Annotated in this window: 19 protein-coding genes and 1 tRNA gene; 14 read left to right on the forward strand and 6 right to left on the reverse strand. The window is 35.4% G+C overall.

All coding sequences use genetic code 11. From position 1 onward, the window contains the following. The first annotated feature begins 72 nt into the window (after positions 1-72). From aroQ to GXM17_RS08950, 3 genes are all read left to right on the forward strand, one after another. A complete protein-coding gene (gene aroQ, locus GXM17_RS08940) occupies positions 73-486 on the forward strand; it encodes a type II 3-dehydroquinate dehydratase (RefSeq protein ID WP_163398987.1) in 414 nt (137 codons plus the stop codon). A 239-nt stretch (positions 487-725) separates the two neighbouring features. Further along, entirely contained in the window at positions 726-3,215 is a 2,490-nt protein-coding gene (locus tag GXM17_RS08945; RefSeq protein ID WP_163398988.1) for a DUF5686 and carboxypeptidase regulatory-like domain-containing protein, read from the forward strand. A gap of 136 nt (positions 3,216-3,351) precedes the next feature. Next, positions 3,352-3,669, forward strand: a complete 318-nt coding sequence (locus GXM17_RS08950; RefSeq protein ID WP_163398989.1) for a GIY-YIG nuclease family protein — start codon at positions 3,352-3,354, stop codon at positions 3,667-3,669. Positions 3,670-3,775: 106 nt separating this feature from the next. Here the strand turns inward: GXM17_RS08950 and GXM17_RS08955 are convergent, their stop codons facing one another. From GXM17_RS08955 to GXM17_RS08970, 4 genes are all read right to left on the reverse strand, one after another. Further along, positions 3,776-4,651, reverse strand: coding sequence for a cation diffusion facilitator family transporter (locus GXM17_RS08955; protein WP_163398990.1), 876 nt, complete (start codon positions 4,649-4,651; stop codon positions 3,776-3,778). A gap of 171 nt (positions 4,652-4,822) precedes the next feature. Continuing rightward, positions 4,823-6,136 (reverse strand): UDP-N-acetylglucosamine 1-carboxyvinyltransferase, encoded by a 1,314-nt coding sequence (murA, locus tag GXM17_RS08960; RefSeq protein WP_163398991.1) that lies wholly within the window; start codon positions 6,134-6,136, stop codon positions 4,823-4,825. A gap of 107 nt (positions 6,137-6,243) precedes the next feature. After that, on the reverse strand, positions 6,244-6,960 hold the full coding sequence (locus tag GXM17_RS08965; protein WP_163398992.1) for a DUF4290 domain-containing protein: 717 nt from the start codon (positions 6,958-6,960) through the stop codon (positions 6,244-6,246). A gap of 2 nt (positions 6,961-6,962) precedes the next feature. Next, positions 6,963-7,259 (reverse strand): DUF493 family protein, encoded by a 297-nt coding sequence (locus GXM17_RS08970; protein WP_110347905.1) that lies wholly within the window; start codon positions 7,257-7,259, stop codon positions 6,963-6,965. Positions 7,260-7,546: 287 nt separating this feature from the next. Between GXM17_RS08970 and GXM17_RS08975 the strand changes: the two genes are divergently transcribed. From GXM17_RS08975 to GXM17_RS08995, 5 genes are all read left to right on the forward strand, one after another. Further along, positions 7,547-8,080 (forward strand): AAA family ATPase, encoded by a 534-nt coding sequence (locus GXM17_RS08975; RefSeq protein WP_163398993.1) that lies wholly within the window; start codon positions 7,547-7,549, stop codon positions 8,078-8,080. A gap of 65 nt (positions 8,081-8,145) precedes the next feature. Beyond that, complete coding sequence (locus GXM17_RS08980) at positions 8,146-10,041, forward strand: RecQ family ATP-dependent DNA helicase (RefSeq protein ID WP_163398994.1); 1,896 nt, start codon at positions 8,146-8,148, stop codon at positions 10,039-10,041. Next, the gene (gene fmt / locus GXM17_RS08985) at positions 10,041-10,988 is read left to right on the forward strand and encodes a methionyl-tRNA formyltransferase (protein ID WP_163398995.1); all 948 of its coding nucleotides are present in this window, start codon (positions 10,041-10,043) and stop codon (positions 10,986-10,988) included. The genes GXM17_RS08980 and fmt overlap by 1 nt, the downstream gene beginning before the upstream one ends. Before the next feature lie 180 nt (positions 10,989-11,168). After that, positions 11,169-11,441, forward strand: a complete 273-nt coding sequence (locus GXM17_RS08990) for an HU family DNA-binding protein (RefSeq protein ID WP_012022249.1) — start codon at positions 11,169-11,171, stop codon at positions 11,439-11,441. Positions 11,442-11,569: 128 nt separating this feature from the next. After that, positions 11,570-12,130: a YqgE/AlgH family protein gene (locus GXM17_RS08995; RefSeq protein ID WP_163398996.1), complete on the forward strand. Its 561-nt coding sequence runs from the start codon at positions 11,570-11,572 to the stop codon at positions 12,128-12,130. Here GXM17_RS08995 and GXM17_RS09000 read toward each other — a convergent pair. After that, positions 12,127-12,963 (reverse strand): aminotransferase class IV, encoded by an 837-nt coding sequence (locus tag GXM17_RS09000; RefSeq protein ID WP_163398997.1) that lies wholly within the window; start codon positions 12,961-12,963, stop codon positions 12,127-12,129. The two genes, GXM17_RS08995 and GXM17_RS09000, sit on opposite strands and share 4 nt — an antisense overlap. A gap of 55 nt (positions 12,964-13,018) precedes the next feature. Next, positions 13,019-13,411 (reverse strand): START-like domain-containing protein, encoded by a 393-nt coding sequence (locus GXM17_RS09005; protein ID WP_163398998.1) that lies wholly within the window; start codon positions 13,409-13,411, stop codon positions 13,019-13,021. A gap of 153 nt (positions 13,412-13,564) precedes the next feature. Between GXM17_RS09005 and GXM17_RS09010 the strand changes: the two genes are divergently transcribed. The 6 genes from GXM17_RS09010 to GXM17_RS09035 all read left to right on the forward strand — a co-directional run bounded on the left by GXM17_RS09010 (position 13,565) and on the right by GXM17_RS09035 (position 22,073). Next, positions 13,565-13,638: transfer RNA gene (locus GXM17_RS09010), tRNA-Met, on the forward strand. Positions 13,639-14,069: 431 nt separating this feature from the next. Then, on the forward strand, positions 14,070-15,524 hold the full coding sequence (locus GXM17_RS09015) for an ATP-binding protein (RefSeq protein ID WP_163398999.1): 1,455 nt from the start codon (positions 14,070-14,072) through the stop codon (positions 15,522-15,524). Between the two features lie 245 nt (positions 15,525-15,769). After that, positions 15,770-16,129 (forward strand): hypothetical protein, encoded by a 360-nt coding sequence (locus tag GXM17_RS09020; protein ID WP_163399000.1) that lies wholly within the window; start codon positions 15,770-15,772, stop codon positions 16,127-16,129. A 238-nt stretch (positions 16,130-16,367) separates the two neighbouring features. Continuing rightward, a complete protein-coding gene (locus GXM17_RS09025; protein WP_163399001.1) occupies positions 16,368-17,474 on the forward strand; it encodes an efflux RND transporter periplasmic adaptor subunit in 1,107 nt (368 codons plus the stop codon). Positions 17,475-17,498: 24 nt separating this feature from the next. Continuing rightward, positions 17,499-20,615: an efflux RND transporter permease subunit gene (locus GXM17_RS09030; protein WP_163399002.1), complete on the forward strand. Its 3,117-nt coding sequence runs from the start codon at positions 17,499-17,501 to the stop codon at positions 20,613-20,615. A 3-nt stretch (positions 20,616-20,618) separates the two neighbouring features. Next, the gene (locus GXM17_RS09035) at positions 20,619-22,073 is read left to right on the forward strand and encodes a TolC family protein (RefSeq protein WP_163399003.1); all 1,455 of its coding nucleotides are present in this window, start codon (positions 20,619-20,621) and stop codon (positions 22,071-22,073) included. The last annotated feature ends 206 nt before the right edge of the window (positions 22,074-22,279 follow it).

Here is a 22,279-nt window from a genome sequence, read left to right on the forward strand (position 1 = left end):
AATGGCAATTGCAAAATTCAATGCCAATTGCAATGTCAAAATTAATCCATTAAAGTAAAAAATAAATCATAAATGAAAATCGCTATAATTAACGGTCCAAATTTAAATCTGTTAGGGAAACGTGAACCTGAAGTGTACGGAAGCCAGACGTTTGAAGATTATTTTGAAACGCTGAAACAAAAATTTCCAGGCGTTGAACTTTCTTATTATCAAAGCAACATTGAAGGCGAACTGATTGGAAAGATTCAGGAAGTAGGTTTTACATTCGACGGAATTATTTTGAATGCCGGTGCTTATACGCATACTTCAATTGGTTTGGGCGATGCTATGAAAGCTGTAACCACTCCGGTTATTGAAGTTCATATCTCGAATACTTATGCCCGCGAAAGCTTCAGGCATCAATCGTATTTATCCGGAAACGCAAAAGGGGTAATTTTAGGCTTCGGATTAAAAAGCTATGAACTGGCTATTCAGTCTTTTTTGTAAATATTTGACCTGAACTAAAATTTCAAATTCTCTCGCAGATTTTGCAGATCAGGCTGATCCTATAGAACTTCAAAAAAATCTGCACAATTTGCCAAATCTGCGGGAAATAAATAGTAAGTCTTTCTATGTGCAACTTGCCGGCAACAGATAGTTCATCCGGAACATATTATTTACAATTTAACAAATTATTAATAAGCTCAGATTCAGGTTATTCTATTTTTGTAAGATAATCCACTTACATGAAAAACTTTATTTTATCTGCCTTTTTATTTTTTTCAATTACAAATTTTGCCCAAATCAAAGGAACCATAACCGATGAAAAAGGAAATCCATTGCCGTTTGTTTCTGTCTTTGAAGAGAACACGTATTTCGGAACAACATCAAATGAACAGGGGAAATATCAATTGAATGTAAAAGAACCGGGCAAAAACAAAATCATTTTTCAGTATCTGGGGTTCAAAACCCAAAAACTTTCTGTCTCTTCGGGTTCAAACACCGTAACTCTCGACGTGAAAATGGCTGAAGAGAGTTTTACTTTAAACGAAGTCGTTATTGACCCCAAAAAGAATCCTGCAAATGCAATCATAAAAAATGCAATTGCCAATAAAAAACAAAACTCAAATAAAACAGGACGCTACACTGCCGACTTTTATTCGAAAGGAATGTTTAAAGTAAAAGATCTTCCTAAAAAAATCCTGGGGCAAAAAGTCGATCTTGGTGAAGATATGGCATCTAATTTAGATTCAACCGGAACAGGGATTTTATATCTTTCTGAGACCATTTCGCAAGTCACTTTCGAAAAGCCGGATAAGTTAAAAGAGAAAATAATTGCTTCCAAAATCTCCGGAAACAACAGAGGTTACAGTTATAATACTGCAGCCTTATCCACTTATGATTTTTATGACAACACCTTAGATTTCGACATAAAACTCATCTCCCCTATTGCCGACAACGCATTGAGTTATTACAATTACAAACTCGAAGGCACTTTTTATGACGACAATAGTCACCAGATTAATAAAATCAAAGTAATCCCTAAACGCGATAAAGAACCTGTTTTTGAAGGTTACATTTATATCGTTGACGATAGTTTTGCCATTTACGCAATAGATTTGGACATCAGAGGTTATCGAATGAAAAATGAGTTTACCGAAGTAATGAGCTTAAAACAGAGTTTCAGTTATAATTCTGCCAATAAAATCTGGGCTAAAAATGCACAGACGCTTTCTTTTACTGCAGGCTTTTTTGGAATAAAGTTCTCCGGAAATTTTAATTATGTATATTCTAATTACGAATTTCCAATCTCCTTCGAAAAGAATACTTTTGGAAATGAAATTGTTGCTTTCGAAGCTAGTGCCAATCAAAAAAATGATGCCTTTTGGAATGAAATCCGTCCAATTCCGTTAACCATCGAAGAAAGTACTGATTATATCAAAAAAGACAGTTTACTTACCATTCGTAAATCACGAAAATACACAGATTCAATTGATGCTAAAAACAACAAATTCAAAATTTGGGATATTTTAATGGGCTATGATTACAAAAACACATTCAAAAAATATTCATTTGATTACAAAGGCCTGCTGAATATTGCGTCTTTAAGCTTCAATACGGTTCAGGGTTTCAATTTTGATTCTGGCTTTTCATTCAGAAAATGGAATGAAGAGGAAGGAAAAAGCACCTCGATAGGCACGACTTTTAATTACGGTTTTTCAGATGAGCGTTTTAGGATTACGGGAGAATTCAGCCATCGTTTTAATACGATCAATTATGCCACAATTTGGGGTTCCGGTGGTGTAAAAACGATGCAATTTAGTAATTCGCAACCCATAACTAAGCTTGTCAATTCTATTAGTTCCTTATTCTTTAAAGACAATTATATGAAATTGTACAATTTAGAATTCGCGCAAATCAATTACGGTCAGGATATCGCTAACGGAGTTAATCTGACCGGACAAATTGGTTACGAACAGCGAAAACCATTGCTCAATACTACTGATTATTCTTTTTTCAAAAAAGATGATTTTTATACATCCAATAATCCTTTAGCCCCGAATGATTACACCGCTTCTGCTTTTCAGACCCATCATTTCTTTAAAACACTAATCACTAGCCGAATTAATTTCGGAAATAAATACATTTCAAGACCAGATGGAAGATATAATTTCAAAAATGACAAATACCCAACCGTTTATTTAGCATTTGAAAAAGCCTTTGCTGCAAGTGGGAAAAAATATGAATTTGAAAGAATTGGCGCTTCGGTTCAATATGATTTGGCATTGGGAAATAAAGGAATTCTGGGCACAAATTTCAGAGCCGGAAAATTCTTCAATGCTGAAAATATTGCTTTTATGGATTACAGGCATTTCAACGGAAATCAGACCCACATTGGCACAACAGATCGCTATCTGAATGTTTTCAATTTAATGCCTTATTATTCGAACAGCACCAACGACAGTTATTTTGAAATGCATCTGGAACACAATGACCTTGGATTTGTAACCAATAAAATTCCGCTGATCAGCCTTCTAAAATCAACCATGAATATCGGTTTTCATTCATTAGCAATTCCAGATAGAAAACCGTATTCTGAATTCACAATTGGTTTAGATAATCTTGGTTTCGGGAAATTTAAATTGTTCCGCGTTGACTATGTTCATTCTTATCAGGGCGGCGTTCAGCAAAACGGTGTTGTGTTTGGACTGAAGATTTTAAATGTATTAAACTAGACTCCACATGTATATACACAATATTGTCATTTCGACGAAAGGAGAAATCACTGAGGGAGAGAAATTTTAAGGGTACTGATAATATAACCTACTTTTATACGAAGTAACAAAAATTTACCCATTTTAAAACTAATTTATGCTCAATCCTCAAGAAGGTTTTCATACTTACTATGTTTATATCTTAACCAATAAAAATCGTTCTACTTTTTATATTGGAGTTACTAACAATTTAAAACTTAGACTTCAACAACATAAAGATAATTTAGAAATAGAAAACAAAACTTTTGCATCAAAATACGGTATAGAATTTTTAGTTTATTATGAAAAGTTTGTTTGGATTGAAGAAGCAATAGCCCGAGAAAAAGAAATAAAAAAATGGAGAAGAGATAAAAAACTATCTTTAATTCAAATATTTAATCCTGAATTTGAATTTTTAAATTATCATTTTGAATAAAAGAAGATTCTATGTCTCCCCCTCAGTGACTTCTCCTTTCGTCGAAGTGACAAAAATTACTCATAACCTTTTTGCCGTTTTGAGATTTTTCTCCTTTAAACCTTTTTCAATGATAATCATCCGGTTCAATATGAATCAGAACATTTCCAAGCTGCGGAATTTCTTCTTTTAATTTATCCTGCAACCTATGAGATAAATCATGTCCTTCCTTAACGGAAATTTTTGCAGAAACAATGGCATGAAGATCCACATAATAACGCATTCCTGCTTTGCGGATATAACATTTCTCGGTTCCAAGAATTCCCGGGACTTTCAAAGCAACAATCCGAATCTCTTCAACTAAATCATCGTTTAGGTTTTCATCCATAATTTCACCGAGAGCCGGCCGGAAAATTTTATAGCTGTTATAAAGAATAAAACAGGCTGCAAAAAGTGCTGCCCAATCGTCTGCAGACTCGTATCCTTTTCCCATACACAACGCAAATGAAATTCCGATAAACGCTGCTACAGAGGTTACAGCATCACTTCTATGATGCCATGCATCTGCCGCCAGAGAAGTACTTTTAGTCTGTTTACTTCGTTTCATTAATAATCTAAAAGAGTATTCTTTCCAGATTATAATGGCACCTAAAATGTATAAAGTCCATGATTTTGGTAAATCATGGGAAGTATTAATATTGGCAATACTTTCATAACCAATAATTGTTGCTGAAGTAATTAAAAACCCAACTACCAAGAACGTTATCAGCGGTTCTGCCCTTCCATGCCCGTACGGGTGATTTTCATCTGCAGGTTTATTCGAATATTTGATTCCGAACAAAACCAAAAATGAAGAAAATATATCGGTAGTCGATTCGATAGCATCTGCAATCAGGGCATAAGAATTGCCAAAAAAACCTGCGAAGCCTTTTATGAGGGCTAAGCAGGTGTTTCCGGCTATACTAAAGTATGTAGCTTTTATCGCTTTTTGTTCATTTGTCATTCAGACTTTTTTTTCTGCCACGAATTTCACAAATTACACGAAGATTATCTTTGCGTTTTATTTCACTAATTTTTAAAACAAATTCGTGTAATTGAATGCTAAAAAATTAAAAAATTAGTGCAATACGTGAATTGCTTCGCTCGTTCTCTATCGCTCGGTCGTGGCTAACTTTTATGCTCTCACAATTTTTGCGCCGATTGCTCTTAAACGCTCATCGATACGCTCATATCCGCGGTCAATTTGTTCAATGTTTTGAATTGTGCTTGTCCCTTTTGCTGAAAGCGCCGCAATCAATAATGAGATTCCTGCACGAATATCAGGAGAAGACATGGTAGTTGCCTTTAGTTGCGATTCAAAATTATGTCCCATAACCACAGCTCTGTGCGGATCACATAACATGATTTTTGCGCCCATATCGATTAATTTATCCACGAAAAACAAACGGCTTTCGAACATTTTCTGGTGAATCAACACATCTCCTTTTGCCTGCGTAGCCACAACCAAAACAATACTTAATAAGTCAGGAGTAAAACCTGGCCATGGTGCATCGGCAATTGTTAAGATTGATCCGTCAATATCTGTTTTTACTTCATATCCGTCTTTGTGAGCAGGAATGTAAATATCGTCATTACGTCTTTCAATTGTAATTCCAAGTTTTCTGAAAGTATTCGGAATCAAACCTAGATTTTCCCAGCTTACATTCTTGATCGTGATTTCGCTTTTTGTCATAGCCGCAAGACCAATCCATGAACCGATTTCGATCATATCAGGAAGAATTCTATGCTCACATCCGCCAAGACTATCAACTCCTTCAATTGTTAATAAGTTTGAACCTAATCCGGTGATTTTTGCACCCATAGAATTAAGCATTTTACATAACTGCTGTAAATATGGCTCGCAGGCAGCATTGTAAACTGTCGTTTTTCCTTTAGCCAGAACAGCAGCCATTACAATATTTGCTGTCCCCGTTACAGATGCCTCGTCTAAAAGCATATCTGTTCCCTGAAGACCTTCTTCAGGAGTTTCTACTCCGTAAAAGTGATCTTCTCTATTGTATCTGAATTTTGCTCCAAGGTTAATAAAACCTTCAAAGTGTGTATCTAATCTTCGACGTCCAATTTTATCCCCGCCCGGTTTTGGAATATATCCTTTCCCGAAACGTGCCAAAAGCGGCCCAACAATCATAATAGAACCACGAAGTGCACCGCCTTCTTTTTTGAAAGCTTCCGTTTCTAAATATCCAACATTCACCTCATCGGCCTGAAACGTAATCGAACCCGGCTCATTGCGTTGGATTTTCACCCCTAAATTACCCAGCAAAGTTATTAATTTATTGATGTCTATAATATCAGGAATGTTATTGATTTTTACTTTCTCTCCTGTCAGAAGCACAGCACATAAGATTTGTAATGCCTCATTTTTTGCTCCTTGCGGAGTGATTTCCCCTTTTAAAGGAGTTCCTCCTTCGATTTTAAAAATTCCCATAGATTTTTTTTAAGTTTCTAAGATTCTAAGGTTCTGAGATTCTAAGATTGCAAGCTTCTTAGTCAAAAAACTTAGCAACTTAGCAGCTTAGCCACTTAGCCGCTCTTTTATTTCTGATTGTTATTTTTTTGAAAAGGTTTTTTACCTCCTTTGTTGTTTTTATTGTTCTGGATTTTTGGCTGTCCGGGCTGTGAGGTTTTATTTGACATACGTTTGTTGGTACGCATTAAATCAGTTGTATTTAAAAGCTCCTCTGTGCTTTGCAATAAATTGATTTTTCCTCCTGACAACTCATATAAATGCTCAAAGATAACGTCATCTTTTACAGTGTCTTTGTTCCAGCTTAAAAAAGATTTTTTCATGTGATTGGCAATCACCATTACCAAAGCATTTTTCATTTCGCCTTCCTCCCACTTATTAGCAACATCAATCATATATTTAATGTTGTTACCGTAAAACCTGTACTTTGGGAAGTTTTGCGGATACTGCAAAGCGTCGGGCTTTAGCTGTAATACATCACGGGACGGAATTGGATATGGGGATTCTACATTTAGTTTAAAATCAGACATTATGAAGAGCTGATCCCATAATTTATGCTGAAAATCAGGCACATCACGCAAATGCGGATTCAAACCTCCCATTACCTGAATGATGTATTTTGCAGCTTTGTTGCGTATTTCATCATCTTCAATCATAGTCGCCTGATCAATCAGCTTTTGCAAATGACGACCATATTCCGGAATAAGTAAACGCTGTCTTTCAGAATTGTATTCTAAATTGAAAACAACGTCGTTTGCGTTTTCTTTTTTATATTTTTCGATCATAATTATAATGAAACTATACCTTCTATCGTAGAAACCTCCTTGTATTTGCCAATTACCTCATCAGCACTATTCATTGTTACATCTATAGAAACACTGGTAAATTTACCTGTTTTAGATTTTGTTGTTTTGATAACCGCGCCCATCCTGTCAAACGCTTTTTCAACCCGCTCCACATTATCAGCTACTGAAGGCACTATAAATTTATACAAATATTCTGCAGGCCAGGTGTTTGAATTGTCCAGCTCAACCTTTAGTCTTTCGTAAAATTCGGCGGTGTTTTTTTCTTTATCGTTTTCCATTCCTAATTAAAAATAAACGCAAATATACGGTTTTGGTTTCTGATTTTGGATTTTTTTCAACGACAAACTTCTTATTATTTTCTATTATCAAATAATTCAAAAACAAAACCCATATCTTTTCTTTTAGTCCGCATTTGAGGCAGTATGCTTTTTGTGCCGTGGTCCAACATAAAAGGTAAGCCAAAACAGAAACTAATGTCTGCAAAATTGCGAAATCATTCGCTTCAGGCAAAATAATCTTTCAAATACCAATAACTTTAGGTAAATTTGCGCTTTATTTTACGAAAGTGCAAAAAGAAATCATAGTTCTCCTTGGAGGTCCTGGCACAGGAAAATCTACGTTAATAAACGAATTAGTAGCTCGTGGCTACTGCTGTTACCCTGAAATTTCCAGAAAAGTTACACTTGAAGCGCAACAACGTGGTATTGACCAATTGTTTTTGGAACAGCCTTTATTGTTTAGCGAAATGTTGCTTGAAGGCCGCATTCAGCAATTCAAAAGCGCATTGAAAGAGCCTGAAAGTGTAGTTTTTATCGACCGCGGAATTCCGGATGTTGTAGCATACATGGATTATATTGGTGATGCATATCCTGAACATTTTACCAAAGCCTGCGAAGATTTTAAATATTCCAAAACATTTATTCTGCCACCCTGGGAAGAAATTTACGAAAGCGATACTGAACGTTACGAGAATTTTGAACAGGCACTGAAAATACAAAAACATCTTATCGAGACCTATAAAAAATACGGCTACGATTTAATTGAAGTCCCCAAAGACACAGTTGAAAACAGAATTCTTTATATATTAGACAAAATTTAGCAGGGAGTTTTAAAGTTGTAAAACTAGAAACTGATTTCTAAATTTTAAACTTTAATACTTTTGCCATGCAGGAAGCACAGGATATTCTTTTAAAATACTGGAAACATACCCGTTTCCGGCCGCTCCAAAAAGAGATTATTGATTCGGTTTTAGAAGGTCAGGATACTTTTGCACTGCTGCCAACCGGAGGCGGAAAATCGATTTGTTTTCAGGTTCCCGCAATGATGCAGGCAGGAATTTGTCTTGTAGTTTCGCCTTTGATTGCCTTGATGAAAGATCAGGTTGCGAATCTTCAAAAACGAGACATTAAAGCCATTGCACTTACAGGCGGAATTCATACCGAAGAAATCATCGATCTTCTTGACAACTGCCAACACGGAAACTACAAGTTTTTATATCTATCTCCTGAACGTTTACAATCTGACTGGATTTTGGAACGAATTAAAAATCTTCCCATAAATCTGATTGCTATTGACGAAGCCCATTGTGTCTCGCAATGGGGACACGATTTTCGCCCTGCTTACCTGAAGATTTCAGAACTTAAAAAATATTTTTCAAAAATTCCGTTTTTGGCTTTGACAGCAACTGCAACTCCAAGAGTAGTTGAAGATATTAAAACCGAACTGGGTTTAAAAGAGCCAAATTTTTTCCAACAGTCTTTCGAAAGAAAAAATATCGCGTACATGGTTTTTGAAATAGAAGACAAATTGTACCGGGTTGAGCAAATTTTAAAGAAAAATCCACAGCCTTCCATTATATATGTCCGAAACAGAAAATCCTGCCTCAATATTTCAACACAGTTACAATCATTAGGATTTCGGGCAACTTATTATCACGGCGGACTTTCAGCAAAAGAAAAAGACAAAAATATGCAGCTGTGGATGTCTGAACAGGCGCAGGTTATTGTTGCCACGAATGCATTTGGAATGGGAATTGACAAAGACAATGTAAAAACGGTCATCCATACACAATTGCCTGAAAACTTAGAAAATTATTACCAGGAATCCGGAAGAGCCGGACGCAATGGAGAAAAAGCTTTTTCGATTTTGCTATATAATAATTCAGATGCAAATCAGACAGAACAGCAGTTTTTAAGTGTTTTGCCGGACAAAAAGTTTCTTAAAACCATGTATGTTAAATTGTGCAATTATTTTCAGATTGCTTATGGTGAAGGATTAGATGATTCTTTTTCTTTTAAACTGAATCATTTTTGTAATAAATACGACTTTCCTACTTTAAAGACCTATAATTCTTTACAGTTTTTAAACCAACAGGGAATCATTACCCTTTCTCAGGAGTTTTCGGAGAAGATTACATTGCAGTTTTTAATCGAATCGAAAGAAGTAATAAGATACATGAGCCTCAATCCAAATGATGAAGAAATCATTTTGGCGATTTTAAGGACCTATCCGGGAATTTACGAAATGAAAACACCTTTTAACCTTTCGTTGATTGCCAAAAAATCAAATCATACCGAAAAAGAGGTTACTGCAGTCCTGGAAAAGCTAAGAGAAAAAGAAATCATTGAATACAAATCAAAAAATAATGATGCGACCATATTGTTTAATGAAATCCGGGAAGATGAGCTTACAATAAACAGAGTTTCAAAATATCTTGAAAAACAGAATCAGCTAAAAAAAGACCAGTTGCTGTCTGTTTTACATTATATAAAGGAAAACAAAACCTGCAAAAACAGGTTGGTTTTAGATTATTTTGGAGAAGAAACTAACGAAAACTGTGGCATATGCTCCTATTGCATTACCAAAAAAGGAAAAATCACCGAAGCCGATTCGATTGCTGATAAAATCCTGCACTTATTGAAAACAACTGCATTAACTTCGCGCGAAATTCAGAATCAGATTAAACTGGACACAAAAGATGTTTTAGCCGCAATTCAGGAATTATTAGAAAACAATCATATCGTAATTTTAGCGAACAATAAATACACTTTAAAAACCTAATGGAAAAACTACGAATTATATTTATGGGAACTCCGGAGTTTGCAGTTGGCATTCTGGACACCATTCTTAAAAACAATTATGAAGTTGTCGGTGTTATTACAGCAGCAGACAAACCGGCGGGACGCGGACAAAAAATAAAATATTCAGCAGTAAAAGAGTATGCACTGGCAAACAACCTGACTTTATTGCAGCCAGCTAATTTAAAAGACGAAGGTTTTTTAGCAGAGTTAAAAGCTTTAAACGCCAATTTACAAATAGTAGTTGCTTTCAGAATGCTCCCTAAGGTAGTCTGGGAAATGCCTGCTTTAGGAACTTTTAACCTTCATGCATCATTATTACCCAATTATCGAGGTGCTGCACCAATAAACTGGGCAATCATTAATGGAGAAACCAAGACTGGCGTTACAACATTTTTCATTGATGATAAAATCGATACCGGAGCAATGATCTTAAATTCGGAAATTGCCATCCAACCGGAAGAAAGTGCAGGTCAGCTACATGATCGTTTAATGCTGTTAGGGAGCGCAACTGTCATTGACACCTTAAAAGTGATTGAAGACGGAAATGTAAACACTACAATTCAGGAAGACAATGACAATATAAAAACAGCATACAAATTAAACAAAGAAAACTGTAAAATAGACTGGTCAAAATCCGGAATCGAAATAAATAATCTGATCCGTGGATTAAGTCCGTATCCTGCTTCCTGGTGTTTCTTAAAAGACAAAAACGAAGAATTAAGCATCAAGATATACGAAGCGAAATTAATTTTAGAAGCACATTCACACCAAACCGGAAAATTGATTTCGAATAAAAAAGAGCTTAAAGTTGCCGTCGAAAATGGATTTATATTATTATTGAGTTTACAATTACCGGGAAAAAAGAGAATGCAGGCAGCAGAATTATTAAACGGGATAACTTTTTCTGATGATGCTAAAGTTTATTAAAGCCAATAAAACAGAGGTTTATAGGACTTTTTAGTGGTGAAAGGATTTGTTTTATGAACAAAAAAAACAAGTTATTAACATTTTTTGCTAAATTTAAAGAAAACACTTGCAAGGAACGGATTTCCTACTAAATTTGTGTATTAACAATTTTTTTTAACCAACAATTAATAACTAATTATTATGAACAAATCAGAATTAATCGATGCTATCGCTGCTGATGCAGGAATTACAAAAGCTGCGGCAAAATTAGCTTTAGAATCTTTTTTAGGTAATGTAGGTACTACTTTAAAAAAAGGTGGAAGAATTTCATTAGTAGGATTTGGATCGTGGTCAGTATCTGCAAGAGCTGCCAGAGACGGTAGAAACCCACAAACTGGAAAAACGATCAAAATTGCTGCCAAGAATGTTGTAAAGTTCAAAGCTGGAGCTGAATTAGAAGGAGCAGTAAACTAAAAGAAGAAAGTTCCCTAGACTTATAATATAACTGAAGCCCTCTTTTTTGAGGGTTTTTTTTTACGATTTAACGATTTTATTGGGTTTTTTAATATTTTATGATTAAATTTAATAAAAATTGTAGCCGTATGATTTCAGAAAAATTAAAAAAAGGACACCTGCTTATTGCCGAGCCTTCAATAATTGGAGATTTATCATTCAACAGATCGGTAATTTTATTAGCAGACCATAACAAAGAAGGATCAATAGGTTTTATCATTAATAAGCCGTTAAAATACACTATTAATGACTTAATACCTGATATTGAAGCGAATTTCAAAATATACAACGGAGGTCCTGTAGAACAGGATAATCTTTATTTCATTCACAACATTCCTGACTTAATTCCTAACAGCGTTGAAATCTCTAATGGGATATATTGGGGAGGAGATTTTGAATCGACCAAGGACTTAATAAACGAAGGATCTATTCACAAAAATAATATTCGTTTTTTCTTAGGTTACACGGGTTGGGACGAAAATCAGCTTGAGAATGAAATGCAGGGTAATTCATGGATTATAACCGATAACAGTTATAAAAACAAAATTATCGGAAAATCTACTACTCATTTTTGGAAAGAGCAGATCATTGAACTTGGAGGTGATTATCTTATTTGGTCAAATGCGCCTGAGAATCCATATCTGAATTAATTTTCAGAAATGGATTCATTAAGCTTTTGCACTAATATATGAGCAAAATCACCTGCAAACTCTTTTTTTCGGTATTTTGTTATCGATTGTATCCCAGTGATTACATTTGTCAGAAATAATTCATCCGCTTTTTGAAGATCAAATGGTGAAATTATTTCTTCTAATACTTCTATGCCTTCTATTTTCTTAGCTAAGGCTAAAATCTGCTTACGCATAATCCCATTTAAACAGCCCTCAGAAACAGGTGGAGTGATTAGTTTTTTGCCTGTAACCATAAATAAATTCCCCTGTAACACCTCGACAACATTCTTTACTTCATTAAGCAAGATACAATTATCTAAAGCATTTTCGTTTGCAAAAATACTTCCGGTCACATTTATCAATTTATTAGTTGTTTTAATCGATGATAATAATTGTCTGGCCACATAGAAGTCTTTATACAAATCAACTTCATACGGAGCCAAATTTAATGTATAAAAAGTGCTTTCAAGTGGGGTTGCGTGAATCAGATAGGACACAATATTTGTTTCTGGCAAATACAGTCCGCCATCATTTCTAAAAAATGTTATTCTAGCTCTTGCCGATGCGGCAATACCTTTTTGATTAACGAGATTTAAAACCTGCTCTTCAAAATATTCCATCGTAAAATTCATTGGGATCTCCATTCTCACCACACGCATAGAAGCCATTAACCTGAAATAATGGTCTTCGAGAAACAAAATCTTATTGTTTACTATTTTTAGTGTTTCAAAAACACCATCGCCATACAGAAATGCACGATTTTGAGTTAGTATATTTTCTTCGTTTGCGATGTTTCCGTTAAAATTGATCATAAAAAAACCCTGAATTTTTGTTCAGGGCAAATATAAGGCATAAAATAGATTTTTACTAAACAGAACCTATAAGATGTTTCAGGTCTGAAATCTGATTCTCCCACAATTGTTTAGCTTCACCTATTTCTTCTTTTTCAGCAAAATCGATCACCATCAATGACACATCTTTGGTTAATTCATCTACGAGGATATGCAATTCAAAGAAATATTCTGTATCCTTACTGGCCTCATCGACCCATTTGAATTTAACTTTTTCGCCGGTTTTTTTAGAAGCCAGACGTGCTTTTTCCTGCGAATCATTCCAGATAAAAGTAAAAAACTCCCCTCTTGAGTTTACATTATCTGCAAACCATTCTGACAAACCTGAGGGTGTTGAAATATATTGGTATAATAACTGTGGCGACGAATTGATTGGAAACTCTATTTCGTAACGTATTTTTGAATCCATGTGATGCATTTAATTTTTTGGAAATATAAGAATATCTGTCCAAAAAAAATGCATTTTTAAAAATATTTTTTTTTCTTTGTTTTATGCTTGTCTGCTTTAATATTATTTCTATCTTTGCACCCGCAATCACAAACTGATTCTGATTGCAGTCCAGGCGAGGTAGCTCAGTTGGTTAGAGCGCAGGATTCATAACCCTGAGGTCACGGGTTCAACTCCCGTCCTCGCTACAAAAGGCAAGGCCCTTAAACAGAAATGTTTAAGGGTTTTTTATTTACTTTTCATTTCAAAAGTACAAACTCTAAGTTGCTCGAGTGAGGAGCTCAAGTGAGGACATTAATCATTTACAGATACAATATTTGAATCTAAACATTTAGTCAGACAAAATTCCGAACTTACAAGATCATTCAAAACAACTTTCATTTAATCACTTCAAATCGCATAGTTCTACTTGAAATTCCATACTAAAAATTAGCGAAATTTGCTATCCTGAAATGAGAAATGTATGGATATAAAAGAAATTTTATAGTCTTTACGGAAAAACTTTTTTACTACAATAAGAGGTTATGAGTCACTAAAACGCCTTATTTTACACAAAAATACACAAATAGATAGTTTTAATTCTGCTTATTTAAGTACATTTGCACAAATAACAGCTTTTATGAAAATTTCAGCCCTTATCCCTCAAAATAAAATTATTGAACGTTTACGTTACGAGAACCCTTGGTGGGTAGTCCAAGAAATTCCAGAAGTATATCGTTCTATGTCAAAACGTTTATATTTTAATCTTTTTTATCCATTTGTTCTAGAGAAAGACATAAAAAGAGCAGTGGTATTAATGGGACCAAGGCGTGTGGGCAAAACTGTGATGATGTTTCACACTATCGATCAATTAATTCAAGAAAAAGTTAATCCGCAAAAGATATTTTTTATTGGTATCGATAACCCCATTTACATTAATTTAAGTTTACAAGATATATTAGATTTATGTACAGAAGCATTAAAAATTGCGAATCTCGAAGATTGCTACATTTTTTTTGATGAAATTCAATATCTTAAAGATTGGGAACGCCATCTAAAAGTCTTGGTAGATACTTACCCTAAAACAAAATTTATTGTATCGGGTTCAGCTGCAGCTGCCTTGCGTTGGCATAGTACTGAAAGTGGTGCAGGCAGATTTACAGATTTCATGCTGCCTCCATTAACTTTTCAGGAATTTATACATCTAAAAAACCGTTCGCATTTAATGGTAGAAGTCACCATTAAATACAATGAAAAAGATATATCGTACCAGCTAACTAATAATATAGACGAACTTAATAAAGAATTTGTAAATTATCTAAATTTTGGAGGTTACCCAGAAGTTGTATTATCTGAAAGAATACAAGGAGATATGGGAAGATATATAAAAAATGACATAGTTGATAAAGTATTGCTTCGAGATTTACCAAGTTTATATGGTATTAAAGATGTTCAAGAACTCAACCGTTTTTTCACTTATATTGCTTATAACACGGGCAACGAGTTTTCTTATGAAAGTATGTCAAAAGATAGTGGAATTCAAAAAGACACGTTGAAAAAATATTTAGAGTATTTGGAAGCAGCTTTTTTAATTAAAGTACTGAACAAGTTGGATATAAATGCTAAAAGATTAAAAAGAGTGACCAGTTTTAAAGTTTATCTAACAAATCCATCTTTGCGTACAGCCTTATTTTCTCCTATTTCAGAAAGTGATCAAGAAATGGGGAATATGGTAGAAACAGCTATACTTTCACAATGGATGCACAGGGAAAACCTGAATCTGAATTACGCAAGATGGAAGGACAGGAAAAATGGTGAAGTTGATTTGGTTTTACTAGATGACAAAAATTTCAAACCTGTTTGGGGTATCGAAATAAAATGGAGCAACCGCTATGTTGAAAAAACAAATGAATTAAATAGCATAATGCAATTCTGTGAAAAAAATAAATTATCCTGTGCTTTAGTAACCACAATTAATCAAGAAGGAAATAAAACTTTTCAAAATATTGAATTTACTTTTGTTCCATCAGCCCTATATGCTTATAATGTTGGCGTGAACACATTAAAGAAAAAAGGAAAAAATGAATACTTATAGAAAATTTTTGAAAATAAATTCATTTCAATCATACACTAATCTCCAAAATAATTAGAAATCTTTAAGCTCTCAAGTGAGGAACTTCAGTGAGAAAAACCCAAAAACAGCATAAAACGGAACTATCCCAAAATGTGTTCTTTTTAGAAAAAATTAAGATTGGTTACTTTTCAAATTAGTATATTTGGCACACTCTCTAATGTAAGACTGTTTTAACAGATAACAAATTATAAGCCTCGAATACATCGATGAAAAGTACCAGGTTCAGTTATATAATTATAATATTCCTGCTTCTCTTTATAAGAAGTACGGAGTCTCATAAATACCACTACCAAACTACGTCTCCTGAAAATCAATGTACTTATACTCCCGAAGAGATTTCTCAATTTGCCTCTTCAGATCTGGCTGCTAATGAACTGCAATTTCATTATACCGCGAAAAAGAAAATCAAGTACAGGGCAACAACTTTAGACAACAACACTTTAAAATCTCCTTATTACAGTAATTTTGTTAAGTTTAAACTCTGCAAAAGCAGATTAATTTACGGTATAGCTTCTATATACCAGATCCAGCGTCATACTTATCTTCATTTATATCAATTATTCTAGTTTAGAATAACGTTTGTATTTTTACAGAATGCAGTTTTTTTCAGGCTGCACAAAACTTTTTGCGTTTCACCTTGCGTAAAGAGCGGTCTGTGCTTATAAAAATACTTTGATCAGCCCGAAATTTTCTGAAAATATTTCGAAGCCTCCCATCTTTTTAAATCCAATTACAACTTTACAACTCCCTGTAGCTTCTATAAGGGAGAGAATCTATTTATTTACAATAATACCAAAATTCATCATGAATATTAAAAACAATTCATTTTTCATCTCTGTTTTATCACTATTTGTTTTAGTCTCGTGCGGTGATAAAGCCAAAAAAAATTCAGTTAAAATAAAATCTCTTCCTGTCTATAAAGTAACTTTAAAAGACACAATTGTATCGAGCCGCTTTGTTGCCGATGTGCACGCCAAAAACAATGTCGAAATTCATGCCCGCATTCCCGGAATACTTGATAAAGTGTATGTAAGCGAAGGCCAAAAAGTAAAAAAAGGCCAGCTTTTATTTAAAATAAGTGATGCAGAACTTCAAATACAACTCTTAAAAGCAGAAGCCATTTTCAAAAGCAGCAGGGCCGATTTGAGAATAGCAGCAGTAGAACTTGAACAAGCGCAAGCCCTATTCAATAAAAAAGTAATTGCCGACAAAGAACTCGAATTATCAAAAGCAAAGCATGAGGCAGCTTCTGCCAAAGTTGCACACGCTTCTGCAGAAAAAAAAGCCATAAACCAGCAGATCAGTTTTACCACAATAAGAGCACCATTTGATGGTACAATCGACCGGATTCCGTTTAAGGAAGGAAGTCTGGTTGAAAACGGCTCACTCCTTACCACCGTTTCACAACTGGATGATGTTTATGCTTATTTCTCCATTCCTGAGAATACTTATTTTCAGATGATGGAAGAAAAAACCCTTAATACACAAGGAGACATAACACTCGTATTACCAAACGGAATGGTTTATGGACAAAAGGGCGAACTTAAAACTGCAGATGGAGAAATCGACAGACAGACTGGATCTATTCAGTACAAAGCAAAATTTCGTAATCCCCAGGGATTTATCAAACACGGAACTTCCGGAAAACTGATTATCTCAGAGGCAAAAACCGATGCTATTATAATTCCGCAAAAGGCCGTTTTTTCTATTCAGGACAAACAATTCGTATTTCTGGTGAACAAACAAGGCATTGTAAAAATGACCAACGTTATCATTGGAAGCACTCTGGATGATGTATACATTCTAAACAAGGGTTTAAAAAACAATGATTTAATTGTGCAGGAAGGCATTCAGTCTTTACGCGACGGCGATAAAATAACGATTAAAGAAAAACAAAAAGCAACCCTGTAATTAGCATATATAAAAGATTTTACAATGATAGAAATGTTTATCAAAAGAAAAATATTATCATTAATCATCTCGGTTATGATAGTACTTTTAGGAATACTGGCATTGTTCCAGCTTCCTATCACACAGTTTCCGGATATTGTACCGCCTTCTGTAACGGTTACTGCAAAATATACGGGAGCAAATGCGGAGGTTTCTGCCAATGCTGTAGCGCTACCCTTAGAACGCGCCATAAACGGCGTACCCGGAATGACTTATATGTCAACGGTAACTTCAAATGATGGCTTAACGCTTATCCAGGTTTTCTTTGAAGTAGGTACTGACCCCGATTTGGCTGCCGTAAACGTGCAGAACCGAGTAACTACAATACTGGATGAACTTCCCGAAGAAGTAATTCGTGCCGGAGTAACTACAGAAAAAGAAGTAAACAGTATGCTGATGTACCTGAATATTACCAGTACCGATAAAACTCAGGATGAACAGTTTATATTCAATTTTACGGATATTAATATTCTTCAGGAATTAAAACGTATTGATGGTGTAGGCCGTGCCGAAATTATGGGACAGAAAGAATATTCGATGCGTGTCTGGCTGGATCCGCAAAAGATGCTTTCGTATAATATTTCAGCAAATGAAGTTATCAATTCCCTTCAAAAACAAAATATTTCCGCCGCTCCGGGTAAAGTGGGCGAAGGTTCCGGACAGCTTGACAATCAACTGCAATATGTAATCAAGTACGGTGGAAAATTCTTTGAACCTGAACAATACGAAGAAATTCCGCTTAGGGCGAATTCAGACGGAACAATCTTACGATTAAAAGACATTGCAAACATTGAATTTGGTTCGATGAGTTACGGAATGGTCTCTAAAACAGACGGAAAACCTTCTGCCTCTATTATGTTAAAACAACGCCCGGGTTCAAATGCATCTGAAGTTATTGCCAGTGTCAAAGAAAAAATGGCAGAATTAAAAGGGACTTCTTTCCCCCCCGGAATGGCTTACAACATTGCGTATGACGTTTCGCGTTTCCTTGACGCCTCTATCGACGAAGTCTTAAAAACACTCATAGAAGCTTTTATTCTGGTTGCTTTCGTGGTTTTCATATTCCTCCAGGACTGGCGTTCGACTCTAATTCCTGTTTTAGCAGTACCTGTTGCCTTAATTGGTTCGTTTACTTTTATGTCGATGATGGGATTCTCTATCAACCTGTTGACACTTTTTGCTTTGGTTCTCTCCATCGGTATTGTGGTCGATAACGCTATTGTCGTCGTCGAAGCGGTTCATGTTAAAATTTCCGAGGAACACATGGCACCTTTGCCGGCAACTATTAGTGCCATGAAAGAAATTACAGGAGCCGTTATTGCCATTACTATTGTGATGTCCGCAGTTTTTATTCCTGTAGCTTTCCTTAGCGGCCCTGTAGGCGTTTTCTACAGGCAGTTCTCGCTAACCATGGCCATTAGCATTGTCATTTCAGGAATCAACGCTCTTACACTTACTCCCGCCTTATGCGCCATAATACTTAAAGCGCATGATCCAAATAAGACAAAAACCTCTTTACTGGATAAGTTTTTCGACCGGTTCAACAAATGGTTTGATAGTATTACATCTAAATACATTAAAGTATTAATAAAATTTGCTGACCGTACTTCCGTTACAGCTGGACTGCTGTTACTATTCTGTTTGTGTACCTGGGGAACGAGCAAGTTTCTTCCATCAGGATTTATTCCGTCAGAAGATCAGGGAATGGTATATGTAAATGTGACCACACCGCAGGGAGCAACAGTAGAGCGCACTGAAAAAGCATTAGATGAGGTAACGCGTCTTGCCAAAGAGATAAACGGAGTTGACAACGTTACTACACTTGCGGGATACAGCATTGTAACCGAAATCGCAGGAGCTTCTTACGGAATGGGAATGATTAATTTGAAAGACTGGAAAGAACGTGATATTTCTGTTAATGATTTTATCGCCAAACTTACCGAGAAAACTAAAGGCATTACAGATGCTCAAATCGAAATTTTCGCTCCTCCAACTGTTCCCGGATTTGGTAATACCAGCGGTTTTGAGCTTCGCCTGCTGGACAAATCTGGCGGAACGATTAATAATACAGATGAAGTAACAAGAAACTTTATCAAAGAGCTAAACGCATCGCCGGAAATACAAAATTCCTTTACCAGTTTTGATGCTACTTTCCCTCAGTATTTAGTCCATATAGATTATGACCTTGCAGCCAAAAAGGGAATTTCTACAGAAAATGCCATGGCGACACTGCAGACGATGCTAGGTTCATTTTATGCAACAAATTTTATTCGTTTTTCTCAAATGTATAAAGTAATGGTTCAGGCAAGTCCGCAATTTAGAAGAAATCCGGAAAGCATTCTGGATATGTATCTGAAAAATGATGCAGGTGAAATGGTTCCGTTTTCAACTTTTATCAAACTGGAACGAGTTTATGGACCAGAGGTTTTAACGCGATATAACATGTACATGTCTGCTATGATTAACGGAGATCCGGCTGAAGGTTACAGTTCAGGAGATGCTATTGCAGCGGTAGAGAAAATAGCTGCTGAAAAACTTCCGGGCCGGTTTGAACTGGAATGGTCCGGGATGACGCGTGAAGAAATCCTTTCCGGAAACCAAACGATTTACATTTTTGCTTTATGTATTCTGTTTGTTTACTTACTCCTTGCCGCGCAATATGAGAGTTTACTGCTTCCGTTTCCGGTGCTTTTGAGTCTGCCCGTGGGTGTTTTTGGTTCTTATCTTGCCCTTTTAATGGTTGGTTTAGATAATAACATTTATGCTCAGGTAGCGCTCGTGATGCTGATTGGTCTTCTCGCCAAGAATGCCATTTTGATTGTAGAGTTTGCAATGGCACAAAATAAATTAGGACGAGACATTGCCGAAGCAGCGATTGAAGGGGCAAGACTTCGTTTCAGGCCAATTCTTATGACATCGTTTGCTTTTATTTCAGGGTTGATTCCACTGTGTATTGCAACCGGAGCAGGAGCTGTGGGTAACCGTTCAATTGGTACGGCAGCCGCAGGAGGAATGCTTATAGGAACAGTATTTGGGCTTGTAATTATTCCTGGGCTTTACATCATGTTTGCCAAATTAGAAAAAGCAATGAATAAAAATTAAAAAATGAAACTTCAAATAAACAGATATATAATTTGGGGAGTAGTGATGCTTCTTACAGCTTGCTCTGCTCCTAAAATCAATGATAATTTAACGGCTAAAAAACTGCCCGAAAACTTTGACCTTAAACGAAAAAAAGCGTCAGACAGTCTGCAGGATTTTATTCCGTTGCAAACAGATACCTATTTTAAAGATGAGAAATTAGAAAAACTTTTACAGAAAGCCATGGATCAAAATCCTAATTATTTAATTATGCAGGAAAGAATTTTGATTGCCAATTCGAATCTAAAAGTAGCTAAACTGGGACTTCTCCCCTCTTTAGATTTTGTCGCAGAAGGTTCCGGAACCCATTATGGAAAATATACAATGGATGGCGTGGGGAATTTTGATACTAATTTTTCTCAAAATATCAACGAAAAACAAAGAATTAACGAAAGTGTAACCCCGAACCTGTTTTTAGGCGGCAGAGTTTCGTGGGAAGCTGATATTTGGGGAAAACTCAGCAATCGTAAAAAAGCAGCGCGGGAACGCTTTTTTTCTTCGCAACAGGGAATGCGCTTACTGCAAACCAGACTATTAAGTGATGTTGCTGATTTGTATTATAAACTGATTGCTTTAGACAAACAGGCTTTGATTTATGACAGAAACCTGAAAACACAGCAAAAAGCGCTTGATATTGTATCAGCTCAGCGCTCTGTGGGAAAAGCAACTGAATTAGCCGTTCAACAGTTTAATGCGCAGAATAATAATATTTTGGCTGAAGCCGAACAACTCAATCTAAGTATTGATCAAACCGAGAAAGCCTTATTAAATATTTTAGGAGAATATGGCGGCAAAATCGAGAGAAGCACTGATTTTTTATCGGGACATCTGGCGGTTTTAAATCAAAAAATAAGCGTAGATTCAATCATTCATAAAAGGCCTGATGTCGCTGAAGCGTATCATGAGCTGCGTGCTTCAAATGCCGATGCAAAAGCAGCACGTGCTGCCTTTTTCCCGACTTTAAATTTAGGAGGTTATGTTGGATTTAACTCCTTTTCGTTCTCTACTTTCTTTGATAAAGGATCGTTTGCCTGGCAGTTATTGGGCGGCTTAACGGCCCCGGTTTTCAACAAAGGGCAGATTAAACAGGATTTTTTTGTATCCAATACAAAACAACAGATTTCATTGCTTCAATATCAAAATACGATAACAACTGCTTATAATGAACTGAGTGCTTTACTACACAGAACAGAATCTTTTGTGGATGTCTTAAAATACAAATCAAAAGAAATTGAGCATCTGGAAATTGCCGTTGATGTTTCAAATAATTTATACCTGAACGGTCATGCTAATTATCTGGAAATTATTAATGCGCAAAAAAACAAACTACAGGCCGAACTGGACTTTGTTGACATTCAATTAAAAAATGCAGAATCCCAGGTGCTATTGTACAAAGCTCTGGGAGGAGGAATAGACTAATTTTTATTTAAATTTTTGAATTAGTTATTTAATAGAAAAAGGGCTGTATAAAATCAAACAGCCCTTTTTTAATTGAACTGTTCAGACGATTCAAAATGAACCTATGGCTTTGACTTTACAAATAACTTCTATGTTTTGCATCAATTCTTATTAGTAAAATACCATGAATTATCAGAAACATTACATCCAAACAGATCCAAAACAAA

This window comes from Flavobacterium fluviatile (assembly GCF_010645065.1).
GTDB lineage: Bacteria > Bacteroidota > Bacteroidia > Flavobacteriales > Flavobacteriaceae > Flavobacterium > Flavobacterium fluviatile.